Source organism: Sphingopyxis sp. UBA6723 (assembly GCF_002454115.1).
Taxonomy (GTDB): domain Bacteria; phylum Pseudomonadota; class Alphaproteobacteria; order Sphingomonadales; family Sphingomonadaceae; genus Sphingopyxis.
The window spans coordinates 12227-26980 of sequence record NZ_DKIH01000007.1; the positions used below are offsets into that span (position 1 = coordinate 12227).

General features: G+C 63.2%; 13 protein-coding genes. 6 read left to right on the forward strand and 7 right to left on the reverse strand.

Features of this window, described 5'->3' with window-relative positions; all coding sequences use genetic code 11:
- Window positions 1-149 precede the first annotated feature (149 nt).
- The 4 genes from B4F07_RS05350 (at window position 150) to B4F07_RS05365 (ending at window position 4754) form a co-directional block, all read left to right on the forward strand.
- Entirely contained in the window at window positions 150-2075 is a 1926-nt protein-coding gene (locus tag B4F07_RS05350; protein WP_293700366.1) for a M61 family metallopeptidase, read from the forward strand.
- A gap of 153 nt (window positions 2076-2228) precedes the next feature.
- Window positions 2229-2765 carry an inorganic diphosphatase gene (ppa, locus tag B4F07_RS05355; protein WP_293700368.1) on the forward strand — a complete coding sequence of 179 codons (537 nt, stop codon included), beginning with the start codon at window positions 2229-2231 and terminating at the stop codon, window positions 2763-2765.
- A 268-nt stretch (window positions 2766-3033) separates the two neighbouring features.
- Entirely contained in the window at window positions 3034-3372 is a 339-nt protein-coding gene (locus tag B4F07_RS05360; RefSeq protein ID WP_003043080.1) for a P-II family nitrogen regulator, read from the forward strand.
- 17 nt (window positions 3373-3389) lie between these two features.
- Window positions 3390-4754, forward strand: coding sequence for an ammonium transporter (locus tag B4F07_RS05365; RefSeq protein WP_293700369.1), 1365 nt, complete (start codon window positions 3390-3392; stop codon window positions 4752-4754).
- Between the two features lie 535 nt (window positions 4755-5289).
- Here the strand turns inward: B4F07_RS05365 and B4F07_RS05370 are convergent.
- Window positions 5290-5664 carry a VOC family protein gene (locus B4F07_RS05370; protein ID WP_293700371.1) on the reverse strand — a complete coding sequence of 125 codons (375 nt, stop codon included), beginning with the start codon at window positions 5662-5664 and terminating at the stop codon, window positions 5290-5292.
- Window positions 5665-5726: 62 nt separating this feature from the next.
- Between B4F07_RS05370 and B4F07_RS05375 the strand changes: the two genes are divergently transcribed.
- On the forward strand, window positions 5727-6266 hold the full coding sequence (locus B4F07_RS05375) for a winged helix-turn-helix transcriptional regulator (RefSeq protein WP_293700373.1): 540 nt from the start codon (window positions 5727-5729) through the stop codon (window positions 6264-6266).
- A 17-nt stretch (window positions 6267-6283) separates the two neighbouring features.
- On the opposite strand, the gene B4F07_RS05380 is transcribed toward B4F07_RS05375, so the two are convergent.
- The 6 genes from B4F07_RS05380 to recQ all read right to left on the reverse strand — a co-directional run bounded on the left by B4F07_RS05380 (window position 6284) and on the right by recQ (window position 12678).
- The gene (locus B4F07_RS05380; RefSeq protein ID WP_293700375.1) at window positions 6284-6841 is read right to left on the reverse strand and encodes a DUF3617 domain-containing protein; all 558 of its coding nucleotides are present in this window, start codon (window positions 6839-6841) and stop codon (window positions 6284-6286) included.
- A 62-nt stretch (window positions 6842-6903) separates the two neighbouring features.
- Window positions 6904-8505: a GMC family oxidoreductase gene (locus B4F07_RS05385; RefSeq protein ID WP_293700377.1), complete on the reverse strand. Its 1602-nt coding sequence runs from the start codon at window positions 8503-8505 to the stop codon at window positions 6904-6906.
- 423 nt (window positions 8506-8928) lie between these two features.
- Window positions 8929-9837 (reverse strand): sterol desaturase family protein, encoded by a 909-nt coding sequence (locus B4F07_RS05390; RefSeq protein WP_293700378.1) that lies wholly within the window; start codon window positions 9835-9837, stop codon window positions 8929-8931.
- Complete coding sequence (locus B4F07_RS05395) at window positions 9830-10237, reverse strand: hypothetical protein (RefSeq protein WP_293700379.1); 408 nt, start codon at window positions 10235-10237, stop codon at window positions 9830-9832. The genes B4F07_RS05390 and B4F07_RS05395 overlap by 8 nt, the downstream gene beginning before the upstream one ends.
- The gene (locus tag B4F07_RS05400) at window positions 10234-10668 is read right to left on the reverse strand and encodes a TIGR01244 family sulfur transferase (protein ID WP_293700380.1); all 435 of its coding nucleotides are present in this window, start codon (window positions 10666-10668) and stop codon (window positions 10234-10236) included. Before B4F07_RS05400 ends, B4F07_RS05395 begins: the two co-directional genes overlap by 4 nt.
- A 228-nt stretch (window positions 10669-10896) precedes the next feature.
- A complete protein-coding gene (recQ, locus tag B4F07_RS05405; RefSeq protein WP_293700381.1) occupies window positions 10897-12678 on the reverse strand; it encodes a DNA helicase RecQ in 1782 nt (593 codons plus the stop codon).
- 178 nt (window positions 12679-12856) lie between these two features.
- Between recQ and B4F07_RS05410 the strand changes: the two genes are divergently transcribed.
- On the forward strand, window positions 12857-14698 hold the full coding sequence (locus B4F07_RS05410; RefSeq protein ID WP_293700383.1) for a hypothetical protein: 1842 nt from the start codon (window positions 12857-12859) through the stop codon (window positions 14696-14698).
- Window positions 14699-14754 lie beyond the last annotated feature (56 nt).

Below are 14754 nucleotides of genomic sequence, written 5' to 3' on the forward strand. Positions count from 1 at the left end.
GCAAGCTGGCAAGTCTGCGCAACCGGCGCGGGGTCGTCCAGTCCCCCAGACTGGACTTGGATTGCCGGGGGCAATCCAACCCCGCACCCCCGCAAGGGGAGAGGGGCGTCACTCTGGACCTCACGCCCATTTCCCGGCACAATCCACCCATGAAAAAACAACTGCTCGTCGCCGCCGCCGTGATCGCCGCCATTCCCGCCGTTTCTGCCCAAAATGGCAACAGCCGACCGCAGCCGGTCGTCCAGCCGCTGACCATCCCGCTGCCCGCCGACAAACCCTATCCCGGCACGATGCAGCTCAAGGTCGATGCCACCGACGTCGCGCGCGGCATCTTTCGCGTCCGCCAGACGATCCCGGTCGCCAAGCCCGGCAAGCTGACCCTGCTCTATCCCGAATGGCTACCCGGCAAGCACGCCCCGCGCGGCGCAATCGCCGAAATGGCCGGATTCAAACCCACCGCGGGCGGCAAGCCGCTGAGCTGGACGCGCCAGCCGACCGATGTCTATGCGTTCGACGTCGATGTCCCGGCCGGGGTCAAGAGCATCGACGTCGCCTTCGATTTCCTGTCGCCGACGCGCACCAGCGAGGGGCGCGTCGTCGTCACCCCCGCGATGATGAACCTGCAATGGGAACAGGTCAGCCTGTACCCGGCGGGCTATTTCACGCGGCAAATCCCGGTGCAGCTGGAGGTGACGCTGCCCGACGGATGGACCGGCGCCGCGGCGCTCGACGGGCTGAAAATCAGCGGCAACCGCTACAGCTATGCCCCGACCAATTATGAGGTGCTGGTCGACAGCCCGATGTTCGCGGGCCGCCATTTCCGCAAATGGGATCTGGGGCAGAATGTCGCGCTGAACGTCGTCGCCGACGAAGCCAAATATCTCGACGCGCGCCCGGACCATATCGCGCGCCACGCCGCGCTGGTCTCCGAAGCGGTCGCGCTGTTCGGCTCGCGCCCCTTCGACCGTTATGAATTTCTGCTCGCGCTGACCGACGAACTCGGCGGGATCGGGCTGGAACATCATCGCAGCAGCGAAAACAGTCGCGCGCGCGACTATTTCACCGCATGGGACGAGAATGACAGCGAGCGCGGGCTGCTCCCCCACGAGCTGGTCCACAGCTGGAACGGTAAATATCGCCGCCCCGACAAATTATGGACCCCCGATTACCGCACGCCGATGCAGGGCAATCTGCTGTGGGTTTACGAAGGCCAAACCAGCTATTGGGATCTTGTTCTCGCGGGCCGGTCGGGGATGCAGTCGAAGGAGATGATCCTCGCCGAATGGGCGACCCATGCCGGCTTTTACAGCGCGCAGCCGGGGCGCGAATGGCGATCGGTCGAGGATACGACGCTCGACCCGGTCATCGGCGCGCGCAAACCCAAACCCTTTGCCAGCTGGTCGCGCGGCGAAGATTATTACAACGAAGGATCGCTGACCTGGCTCGAAGCCGACCTGTTGATCCGCCAAGCAACGAACGATGCCAAAAGCCTCGACGATTTCGCGCGCGCCTTTTTCGGCGGGCGCGAGGGCGATTGGGGGCAGGACAGCTATGATTTCGACGATGTCGTGGCGGCGCTCAATACGGTGCATCCCTATGACTGGGCGCGTTTCCTGCGCCAGCGGTTGCAGACGCCGGGGCAAGGGGCGCCGGTTCGCGGCATCGAGCGCGCGGGATACCGGCTGGTGTGGCGCGATGTCCCCAATGTGTTCGACCGCGACCGCATGGCACAGGCGAAGAATGTTGACCTGACCCATTCGCTGGGGCTGACGATCGACAAGGATGGTGTCGCGAGCGCGATCCTGTGGGACAGTCCGGCGTTCGAGGCGGACATCGTCAACGGCACAAAAATCGTCGCGGTTGATGGCATGAGCTATAGCAAAGACCGGCTGGAGGCCGCGATCCGCGCCGCAACCGACGGCAAGACGCCGGTGCGGCTGCTCGTCGAGCGCGGTGGGCGGTACCGCCAGATCGACCTAGCCTATCACGGCGGACTGCGCTGGCCGCATGTCGAAAAGGTCGGCAGTGGGCCGGATTGGTTCGATCGGTTGCTGGCGCCGAAGCGCACACTCTAGGCGCCTTGGAATTCCGTTCGCATCGAGCGAAGTCGAGATGCCCCTAATCCGCTCATCCACGATGGGTGTCTCGACTTCGCTCGACACGAACGGCTAAGGGGCGCCCGACTCATAAAAACACCCGACTCATAAACAAAAGGACTCCACTCTCCCATGCGCATCGACCTGATCCCCGCCGGCGACAGCCCGCCCGACAGCCTGAATGTCCTGATCGAAGTGCCGATCGGCGGCGAGCCGGTAAAGTACGAGTTCGACAAGGCGTCGGGGGCGTTGTTCGTCGACCGCTTCCTCCACACCCCGATGCGCTATCCCGCCAATTACGGCTTTGTTCCGCACACCTTGGGCGAGGATGGCGATCCGCTCGACGCGCTCGTCGTCGCGCGCTCGCCAATCGTCGCGGGCGCAGTGGTCAAGTGCCGCCCGATCGGTGTGCTGATGATGGAGGACGACGCCGGCGGAGACGAGAAACTTCTGTGCGTCCCGGTCAACAAGACCTTCCCTTATTATGCCGACGTCGCGAGTTACACCGACATGCCGCCGATCGTGCTGCAACAGATCGAGCATTTCTTCACCCACTACAAAGACCTTGAGCCCGGCAAATGGGCGAAGCTCAACGGCTGGGGCGATGTCGACGAAGCCAAGCGGATCATCGTCGAATGCGTCGAGCGGGCGAAGCGGGTCGGTTTTTAAGCCAGCTGCTCATTGACCCGTCATCCCGGCGAAGGCCGGGATGACGCCCTTGCGCTGTTAGACAGGGTGATATCCCCACGTTCGCGGGCGCGACGATTACTGCTTTGCCTATTTTTTAGGCAATTTTTCGCTTCCTTTGCCTAGCAAACGACCGAAAATTTGCTGGACTCGCTCCAGACCGTCACAAAATGTTAACTTTTCCAACCCCCGCGCAATCTGGCACGGCTGTTGCAGTGCAGCATGATGCTATTGGGCAAAAGGGGGCATCATGAAGCTGATCCTGGCAATCATTAAACCATTCAAGCTCGACGAGGTGCGCGAAGCGCTCACCGGCTTGGGTATCGCCGGCATGACCGTGACCGAGGTCAAGGGGTTCGGCCGGCAAAAGGGGCAGACCGAAATCTATCGCGGCGCCGAATACGCCACCAACATGGTGCCGAAGGTGAAGATCGAGCTCGTCTGCGACGACGCGCTCGCACCGCGGGTGGTCGAAACGCTCCAGCAAAGCGCCGGCACCGGTTCGATCGGCGACGGCAAGATTTTCGTTCTCGACGTGGGGCAGGCGGTGCGCATCCGCACCGGCGAAACCGGCGAGGCGGCACTGTGATGACGAAGGGGGAAAATATGACGTTCGCAAATAAATTTGCGGCGGGCGCCGGGGCCGTGGGCCTGTCGCTGTTCGCCGCGCTGCCCGCCTGGGCGCAGGAAGCGGCACCTGCCGTCGCCGAAGCCGCCGCGCCGACGCCCGACAAGGGCGACACCGCATGGATGATGACCGCGACCGTATTGGTCATGGCGATGATCGTCCCTGGCCTCGCGCTCTTCTATGGCGGACTCGTCCGCACCAAGAATATGCTGTCGGTCCTGACCCAGATCATCGCGGTCGCCGCGCTGGCGATGATCATGTGGGTGATGTTCGGTTACAGCCTCGCCTTTGGCGGTGACGCCAACCAGTTCATCTCGGCAGGCAAGTTGTTCCTGGCTGGGGTCACGGCGGATTCGACCGTCGCGACCTTTACCGACGGCGTCGTGATCCCCGAATTCGTGTTTATTGCCTTCCAGATGACCTTCTCGGCGATCACCGTCGCGCTGGTACTCGGCGGGCTTGTCGAGCGGATGAAATTCTCGGCGGTGATGGTCTTTGCGATCGTCTGGCTGACCATCGTCTATTATCCGATCGCACATATGGTCTGGTACCTGGGCGGCACCGACGAAGCCACCGGGCTGATCTTCGGCTGGGGCGCGCTCGACTTTGCCGGTGGCACCGTGGTCCACATCAACGCAGGTGTCGCAGCGCTGGTGGGTTGCTTCATCATCGGCAAGCGCGCCGGATACCAAAAGGACGTCATGGCACCGCATTCGCTGACCATGACCCTGATCGGTACCGGTCTGCTGTGGGTGGGCTGGTTCGGTTTCAACGCCGGTTCGGCGCTCGAAGCCAATGGCTCGGCCGGCCTCGCGCTGATCAACACCTTTACCGCCACCGCTGCCGGGATCCTGTTCTGGATGCTCACCGAACGCGCGCTCGGTCATAAGGGGTCGCTGCTCGGTGCCTGTTCGGGGGCAATCGCCGGTCTGGTCGCGGTGACCCCGGCGGCGGGCAACTCTGGTCCGTTCGGTGCGATCCTGCTCGGTGCGGTCGCGGGCGTCGTCTGCTGCATCGTCGTGATGAAGCTGAAGGCGAAGCTTGGCTTTGACGACTCGCTCGACGTGTTTGGTATCCACGGCGTCGGCGGTCTGATCGGGTCGATCCTGACCGCGGTCACCATGCTGCCCGCGCTCGGTGGTCCGGCTGGCGACGATTATGTCCTTGGCAGCCAGCTGTGGATCCAGATCAAATCGGTCGGCGTCGCCGTCCTCTGGTCCGCGGTCGGTTCGGCCATCGCCTTCTATATCGCCAAGGCCGTCACCGGCGGCCGCGTCTCGGCAGAGGTCGAACGCGAAGGCCTCGACCTCGGCGAGCATGGCGAGCGCGCCTACAACTACTGATCCACGAGACAGGATACCCGTCGCCGCACGTCTCTCTCCTTTCAAAAGACGGCGGCGGGATCCTCACCAGGTTCCTCCTGCGAACCACTGGCCGGGACAATCGTCCCGGCCATTTTTTTGCGGCAGGACCCCGCGCGCCAGACGTTCTGAATTCAAACGAGGGGTCGGTTTGGTGACGAATCGGCGCCTTTTTGCTGCACGTTGCACTGCACAATAAATAGGCAGGCTTGCCGCAAATTTAGGCCTTCCCAACATGACATTAATATGGCATTCATTGCGTCAACAGTTTCAGGAGGGGAGAGCCTGAAAGGCTGGGCCGGGACGCAAGTCCCGGCCCTCTTTTTTTGTGCGAGCGGCTAGATGCGCCAGAAACTGTATGATTTCAGCGGGTTCGTTGAAAACGCAGCGTCGCAAAGACGCGCCAGCTGCCGTCATCCTTCAGCCCCGAATCGGTCACGATCAGCCGATCGGGCGCTTCCAGCCTATAGGTCGAGCGGCCAATTTCAACGCCGGCGCTGCCCCACAGATTGTGCCTTCATCCCGTCATGTCCGATCGCGAAAACATGAACGCGTTGCCGTCGAGATCGTAAAAAGTGATCAGCTTCACCATGCCCGGAATATGTTGGATATCGCCGTCCTGCCGCACCCCCTCGGCGTCGAGATGCGCCTTGGCCGCGTCGATGTCGGCGACCTCGAACACATTGGTCGCGCCGCCGCCCTGCACCACGCTCTCGACCTGGCTGAGGCCGATATGGACCCCCGCCATCGGGGTCGCGAGTTCGCACCAGCCGATGTCGTCGGCGCGGTAGAGCAATTTGCAGTGCATCACGCGCTCGTACCAGCCGATCGCCGCGGTCATGTCGGTGACCCCCATCGAACAGGTGAGTTCGGATCCGATTTCCAATGCCATCTCACAGCCTCTCTTTGCCAACGCCCTTGCGCCATTGGTCCGGTTTGTATAGTTACTTGCAAATGCCGTCAAGCACGCCCGATCCGCTGCTCATCCAGCTCGGCAGCCATCGCTGGCTGGTGCCGTTGCTCGCCGATCTGGCGGCGCATCGCGGCGCGCGGTTCGTCGAACTCATTCACCGGCTGGGGCTATCGCGCGACAGCCTGACACGCACGCTGGACGCGGCAGCGACGATCGGCTGGGTCCAGCGCAACCCCGGCCACGGCCACCCGCTGCGCCCCGAATATGTCCTGACCGAAGTTGGCGCCGCCGCCGCCGCGCGCGCCGCGACGATCAACGAAGCGCAGGTGGCGATCGGGCTGCCGCCCGGCGCCGCCACGCGCTGGACTCTGCCGTTGGTGGCGGGGATCGGCGCGGGCCACGACCGCTTCAACGCGCTGTCACGGCTGCTCGCGCCCGCCACTCCGCGCGCGCTGTCGCAGGGACTGACGACGCTCGGCGAGCGCGGGCTGGTGCGACGCGAGGTGATCGATATGCGGCCGCCGACGAGCCGCTACGGTCTGACCGAACGCGGACAGGTGCTCGCGGGGGCGTGCCGCTAATCGCGACAGGTAACTGACTAGCTACATGCGCCAGTGCGCTCGGCGATCAAACTGATCGTCAGTTTGTTCATCGTGGCCTGCGCCTGCTTCATCTGCTCGGCCTCTTCAGGCTTCATCGATGCCAGCACCGAATCGGGGAGTTCGAGCTTGATCTGGCCGCTGATGTCCACGCGATCGGGGGAAACAGCGCCGCTATAGGTGATGTCAAAGCTGCCGCCCGCCGCGCGTTCGGGATCGGTGGGGCAGCTCAGCTTGCCGCTGAACGCATTGCCCTGCCGCGGTGCGGCGTCGAGCGAACAGCCCTCGGTCATGCCCATATGCTGGCGTACCAGCATCTCGGGAACATCCTCACCATAGCCGGCCGCGAGGCAAAAGCCGTCCTGCTCGTCCCTGGCGACCTTGCTGGCAAAGGGCATTCCGCCCTGCATGTCGCCGCCGATCGACACCTTATATTGGCCGGGCAAGAGGGTCGCGGGCTCCTCGCTCGCCGGATCGCGCGCCTCGGTACAGCCTGAAAGCGCGAGACCGGTCGCCACGACAAGTGCCGCCGCCTTGGTACAATACCGTGAAATCATCCCCAAACTCCCGCTCGCCCGTTCACACCGGCCATAGCGGGTATCTTCTACGAAATCCTGAATCAGGCCGCCGAAAGCGCCGCCTTCACAAAATCGGCGGCGCGCTCACCAATCATGATGCTTGGCGCATTGGTGTTGCCTGACACCAGCCGCGGCATGATGCTCGCATCGGCGACCCACAGCCCGTCGATGCCGTTCAGCTTCAGCGTCGGATCGACCACCGCATCGGGATCGCTGCCCATCCGGCATGTGCCGACCGGGTGATAGACGGTGTCAGCGCGGCTGCGGATCAATGCGTCGAGCGCGGCGTCATCGTCCAGATCGACGGGATGCCGGTCGCTCCCCGCATAGTCGGCCAGCGGCGGCGCCGCGACGATGCGGTGCATCATCCGCACCCCGGCGCGCAGCGTCGCGATGTCGCGATCGTCGCTCAGGAACCCCGGATCGATTGCGGGTGCCGCCGCGGCGTCAGACGACGCCAGCCGCACCGTGCCGCGGCTTTCGGGGCGCAGCACGCAGGCGTGGCACGAAAAGCCGTGGCCCTTGACCTTGGTCCGGCCATGATCCTCCAGCATCGCGGGGACAAAATGATATTGGATGTCGGGCGCGGGCAGATCGGGGTGCGATTTCCAGAATCCCCCCGCCTCGGCGAAGCAGGTCGTCATGATGCCGGTGCGCTTGGTGCGATGTTCGAAAATCGCCTTCACCATCCGCCAGGTGCCGCCCAGGCTGTTGCCGAGCGGATCGGTCGAGCGGGTCTCCCAGCTCGACACATAATCGATATGGTCCTGCAGATTGTCGCCGACCGCGGCGCGATCAGCCACGATGGTGATGCCCTTGTCGGCGAGATGCGCGGCGGGACCGATGCCCGATAGCTGCAGGATCTGTGGCGACCCGAACGCCCCCGCCGACAGCACCACCCCGCCGCGCGCGCGCAGCGTTTCGCGCTGCGACCCGCGCCGGATCACCACCCCGGTGGCGCGCCCGTCCTCGACCAAAATCTTCTCAACCAAAGCCTTCGTGCGGATGTCGAGGTTCGCGCGCCCGCGCAGCGGCTCGACATAGGCGCGCGCCGCCGACCAGCGTTCGCCCGCTTTCTGGGTCACCTGATACAGCCCGAAGCCTTCATTGTTCGGCCCGTTGAAATCGCCGGTACGCGGGAGTTGCAGCGCCGCCGCGCTTTCGATGAAGCGCTTGCTCGTCACATTCGGCCAGCGCTGGTCCATGACATTCAGCGGGCCGTCGCCGCCGTGAAACTCATCGCCGCCGCGCTCATTGCCTTCGCTGCGTTTGAAATAGGGCAGCACGTCGGCATAGCTCCACCCAGTGGCTCCGAGCGCCGCCCATTGATCGTAGTCGAACGCGTGGCCGCGGATATAGACCATCGCATTGATCGCGCTCGACCCGCCCAGCCCGCGCCCGCGCGGCTGGTACCCGGTGCGCCCGTTCAGCCCCTTTTGCGGCAACGTGTCATAGCGATAGTTCGACTTTTCGGGGATGAAGGGCATGAACCCCGGCGTCTTGACCCGCACATCGTCATTGGTCCCGCCCGCTTCGACCAGGCACACGCTGCGCGTCCCGTCCGCGGCGAGCCGCCCCGCCGCGGCGCTCCCCGCGCTGCCGCCGCCGATGACGATGATGTCGAACTGATCCCCAAGACTCATGCGCGCCGCTCCCCTCGCCACCGGTTCGGTGGTCAATTGCGACTTACATGAATGTCATTAAGCGGCGTGGCAACCCCTCTCCGTTCGTGTCGAGCGAAGTCGAGACACCGTGAGGCCCAGCACGTGCGACGGGCATCTCGACTTCGCTCGGTGCAAACGGGCAGTTAAAGGCAGTCCCCTGAAAAGCAGGAAGCAAAAAGGCCCACGTAGGAGAACCAACTGAGCACGGCGCACCCGGCACCGAGGACAATGAAGCTTTTGGATCCGCTACGCCAACCGGCCAATCCGGCCATAACACTTGCGAGCGTCGCGACCCATTGCAGTAACCATAGGTTCCCAAAACTTTCCTGGAAGAATGCATCGGCGCCACAGAGAAGCGCAAAAACGCCCAATCCAAGGGCGATCCGATCCCATTTCCAAAGTTTATCCATGCGTGTCGTCACGTCCCGCCGCCCAGCGCTCCTTGATCATCGCACTCGTCGCGCGGCTGCCGTCGTGGCTCCAGCCGGGCTCGCGCCAGATATAGCTCAGCTTGTGCTTCCACGGCGCGTGCCAGACATCCTTCGCAATCCCGACCCATTCATGCACCGCGGCCCACAATATGTTGAAGCTGCCGAGCTGCTTGACGATGCCGTAACGCACCGGCTCATCATCGCGCTCGGGAACGAAGCTGCCGAACATCTTGTCCCAGATGATGAACACCCCGGCATAATTGGCGTCGAGGTAGCGCGGGTTCACCCCATGGTGAACGCGGTGGTGCGACGGGGTGTTCATTACCGCCTCGAACCATTTGGGCAGCCGCTTGATCGCCTCGGTATGGATCCAGAACTGATAGATCAGGTTCAGCCCGGCGCAGAAAAAGACCATCGCGGGCGGAAAGCCGATCAGGAACAGCGGCAGCCGGAACAGAAAGGTCAGGCTGAAAAAGCCGGTCCACGTCTGCCGCAGCGCGGTCGACAGGTTATAATGCTGGCTGCTGTGGTGGATGACATGGCTCGCCCAGAACCAGCGCACGCGGTGGGCGCTGCGGTGAAAGGCGTAATAAGCGAGGTCGTCGAGGAAGAAACAAAGGATCCACGCCCACCACCAGCCGGAAAACTCGATGCCGATGTCGAACAGCCGGAATTGATACACCCACACCGACGCTGCGATCACCCCCGCGCCGACCAGCGCCCCCGCGACCTGGCTGCCGGTGCCGAGCATCAGCGAGGTCAGCGTGTCGCGCGCCTCGTACCGGCTTTTGTCACGGCGGAGCGAAATCACCATTTCGGCGATCAGCAGGAGGATGAAGGCGGGGACCGCGTAAGTGACCGGATCGGGAAGGTCAGGCACGCCCGATCTCCCGCATCCGCGACGCCCACATGCCGGCATCCTTGCCCAGATGCAGCGTCACCGCACCGAACGTCTTTTCGGGCATCGTCAGGGTCAGGAAATCCTTGTCGAGCCGCCCCATCACGCTGGCGTCGATCGGCCGCGCCGCGAAATGATTGCCATGCGCGCGCACCAGCATCTGGCGTCCGTCGGCATTGCGGACGATCGCAGCGAAACCCGCGCGGTCGCGCGCAACCTCGATCCCGCGAAACCCCGCCTCGGCCTCTTCGGCAAGGCGGATCGCATGCGCGTCATCCTCGATCCGCGGATCGGCACCCAGCCCCATCCGCTTGACCAGCCACACGACAAACAGCACCGCGATCACCGATCCGCCGAGCTGGGCCAGTTCGGCGAGGGTCACCGCTCGCCCGCCAGCGCATCGAGCATCGGGCGCAGTCCCGACAAGTCATAACCCGCGTTCGCCGCCGCCTCGCATATCGCATCGACATCGTCGCCTGCGCGCGCGCGGGTCAGCGCCCACAAATGCGTCGAGCGCGTCCCCGAGCGGCAATAGGCCAGCACCGGCCCGGTGGCCCCCGCCAGCACCGCGTCGAGCGCGTCGAGCTGCGGATGGCTGAACCCGGCATGGCCGATCGGGATGGCGGCATAGGCCAGCCCCTCGGCGGCAGCAGCCCCCGCGATATCGTCGCCCTGCGGCGCGTCGGGCTCTTCGCCATCGGGGCGATTGTTGACGATCATCGCAAAGCCGGCGGCTTTCGCCTCGACCACATCCTCAAAGGAAATCTGCGGGGCGACACTGAAGTCGGCGGACAGGGTACGAAAATCGCTCATGGCCGCGATGTATAGGACAGCGGCTTTCGCTGACAAGCGGGAAGGTGCGACAGCTGCCTAAGGATGTTGGTTTGGGGTGGATCGCCGCTCCCATATCTTCGTCACCCCGGACTTGATCCGGGGTCCATGAGGCCTTGCTCCACCCGCTCCTGAGAGGGTGGATGGATCCCGGATCAAGTCCGGGATGACGACGTTACATAGGTCAACTTCCGGCCGAAACGCACAACGTCAATACTGCCGGATCACCGCCAGAAAAGCATCGCCCCACGCCTCCAGCTTTTTGGCGCCAACACCAGGAATCGTCCCCATCGCATCCAGCGTCGCCGGCTTTTCGGTCGCCATCGCGCGTAGCACCGCGTCGTGAAAGATCACATAGGGCGGCACATTGGCTTCGGCGGCCAGCTCGCGCCGGACGCTACGCAGCGCGTCGAACAACGGATCGCCGATCGGGTTGGCGACGCCCGCACCCGCGCCGCCGCGCGCCTCACGCCGCGTGCGCTTGACCGGCGGCTCGGCGATCAGCACCGGCGCCTCGCCCTTCATCATCGCGCGCGCGCTGGGGCCGAGCATCAGCCCACCATGCTCGGTGGTCTCCAGCGCCTCGCGCGCCACCAACGTGCGGACGAGCGGCTTGATCAGCCGCGCCTCCTCGCCCGCGACGATCCCGAATACCGACAATTTGTCATGACCGCGCCCCACGATCCGCTCGTCGCTGCGCCCGGTCAGCACCGCCTCGATATGCCCGGCGCCATAGCTTTGCCCGGTGCGATAGACTGCCGAGAGCAGCTTTTGCGCCAGCACCGTCGCATCGACTTGGGCGGCGGGATCGAGGCAATTGTCGCAATTGCCGCAGCGGGCGGGCGGGTCTTCGCCGAAATGGCGCAGCAACAGCGCGCGGCGGCACTCGACCGTCTCGACCAGCGCCGCGAGCGCGTTCAGCCGCACCCGCTCGCCCGGCACCCGCGCCTCAGGCAGCTCGCTGAGCCGCATGCGCGCCTTGGCGAAATCGTCGGCACCCCACAGCATCATCGCCTCGGCGGGGTCGCCGTCGCGCCCGGCGCGCCCCGTTTCCTGATAATAGCTTTCGATCGATTTGGGCAGCGCGGCATGCGCGACAAAGCGCACGTCGGGCTTGTCGATCCCCATGCCGAACGCGACCGTTGCGGTGACGATGCCATCCTCCGACGCGACAAAATCATGCTGGACGCGCGACCGCACCTCGGCATCGAGCCCCGCGTGATAGGCGGCAACCGGCCGCCCCGTCGCCTTCGCCAATTGCTCGGCCAGCCGCTCGGTGCCGCTGCGCGTCGGGCAATAGACGATCCCCGGCCCCGGATTGGCGGCGATGAATTCGACCAGCTGGCGCGCCGCGGTGACGCGCGGGCGGATCGCATAGCGAATGTTCGGCCGGTCGAAGCCCGCGAGGATCAACCCGTCGTCGGGAATCCCGAGCTGAAAGAGAATATCTTCGCGGGTATGCTTGTCGGCGGTCGCGGTCAGCGCCAGCCGCGGCACCGCCGGAAAGGCATCGAGCAACGGGCGCAGCAGGCGGTAGTCGGGGCGGAAATCATGCCCCCATTCGGACACGCAATGCGCCTCGTCGATCGCGAACAGTGCCGGGGTCCTGGCCTCGAGCAGCGCGCGAAACCCCTCCCCCGTCGCGCGCTCAGGCGCGACATAGAGCAGGTCGAGGTCGCCGTCGCGGTACCGCTGCCGCGTCTCGGCGCCATCGGCGTCGACGCTGGTCAGGCTCGCAGCGCGAATCCCTGCCGCGCGCGCGCCGCGGAGCTGGTCGTGCATCAGCGCGATCAGCGGCGACACGACGACGACGCAGCCATCAAGCGCCACCGCCGGCAGCTGGTACGTCAGCGACTTGCCTGCCCCGGTCGGCATCACTGCCAGCGTCCGCTCGCGCGCCATGACGCGGTCGACGACGTCCGACTGCCGACCGCGGAAATGGTCGAAACCGAAGGTGGATTTCAGGAGGGGGAGCAGCGCGTCGGCGGACATCCGCAAGGCATGTAGCGGGGCCACAGACCGATGCAACCGCACCGCAGAAATTGTCTCCCGCAATAGGGCCGTCGCCGTCGGACATCGACGCGCAGATGGCACCGAATTGGCGTTAAGTCCCGTTGGATTTCCGCTCAGACCAAGTCTAGATTGAAGCCTGTTTCCGGGGGGGATCCTAATGAAAGAATTTCTCAACCTTCTCTGCTTGATCGGAGCGGCCACATTTTTCGCCACAGCGTCACAAGCGCAGGAAGTGAGCGACAATACGCCACCTCCGCTGCCAGAATTTCTGAAAAACTGCAAAGAAATTCCGGGCCTTAGTTCATTTGGCCAGCGACATTACAATGATTGCTTCGAATATGGATCGAGCGACTATTACGGGCGGCTTTTTATTCGCTTTGATCTTCCGGCATTTAACTCGGCGCAATTTGCAGAAAATCTGAACAAGAACCAGAAAAAGTCATTGGCGAAACGAATAAAGACGTTTCTTTTCCCGAAATCTGTCGAAGGACATCTGGTCGCCAGGGTTTCCGTTAATAGACTGGGCCTGAATCCTATTCCGGAATATGTGATTGAACTCGCGAAATTTACATATTCGGACCAAAATGGCCTGAAAATCGACCAATCCACTTCATCGATCAATGGATATGTGGGGCCGGTGTTCAATGCCAATAGCCAATCGAACATCACCGTGAAAACGGAATATGTCTTCAAGAAAACCCAGTCGTCAAATATCTCTTCCTTGATAGCAGCGGCCAGCCGCCTTTTGACCGGCGAAGGATTTATTAGCCCAACGGCAGCGATATCGGATGAGGCGCTCGACGCAATCAAGGCCGTGGAAAATGCGATCACACAGAATTTCAACGTCGATGCGAAGGGAAGCAATCCGATCCAGCTCGACTTTGACGCGACGGCGACCACCGCCGCCTATCGGCGGATCGATTTTGCTGGCGTGCTGGATCGCGAGAAACAGGTAGGTCAGTTGTTTGTGGGAGCCATCCGGCTTCGCTCGATACTCGTCGATGTGCCGCCAGATGAAACAATTCCGCTTGTTTATACCGCGGGTGGGTTTGATGATCTGGCAACAAATCCCATTCGCAACCGCCCCGGGATCATCGAAGGCAAATCGCTGCGCGATTTTGTCCGGTTGAACCTCAAGGACGGACAATATCTGGACCTGCAATCTTCCGATCAAGCCAAGTTTCTGGCGGCAAGTGCAGCCCTTCGCAACCTTATTGCCGATTCACAGCTCAACCTGGTAGCTTCGGATCAAGTGGCAACCCAATGGGCTTTTCTCGCCAGCAATCCCTTGATGAAAAACAGCATTGTTCGCCAACAAACCTCGCTGCATGCCTCGGAGCTCAGCGGCAGCCTTGAAAAATTGCGGCTGGACTTGCCGAAATTGGGGGCGGCGCCGCTAACCCCAGAACAGGAAGCCTTGATGGCGGCGGCAATCAGCGCCGCCAACACCGCCGATGCGCAGACGAAAGACGGGCAATCAGCGATCAATCGTGCCATCGACGCTGCAAATCAGGCGCAATTGCCCGCGCGTGCCGCGCAATTCGAGTATCAGAACAATGGTTTCTGGGAATATTTTGGCGAAACGTCCAATCCGACCAAATTTTTCGGGGCGCTCGCCGACAAGCGGCCCGGTTATAATGGCGACCGCTACGAGGGCAGCATGTCGCTTTCAGGGACGACGCCGATTTACGAAGGTTTCGGCCGCTATGTCCGCAGCCCCGCGCATACCAGTTGGGCTTTCGCTGACTACACCGGCACCTTCGTTGCAAACCGGCTCAGCGGCCATGGGACGATGCGATGGGCCAATGGTCGGGAGTTCCGCGGCAGCTTTGCACAGGATTATCCCAATGGTTTTGGGATGCTGCATGAACCGGATGGCGCTGTCTATTACGCTCGGCTGGTCGACGGCGTCCCTAACGGACCTGCGGTAAAGCGCGGAGCTGGAGCCGAGTTTATCGCAGGCCGATGGGTAAATGGGGTATTCGTCGAGGGGCTCTAGTTAAACGCCGCCTTCCTTTCCTGGCAGCCGCAGCGGCGGAACGTGACGGAGTGACC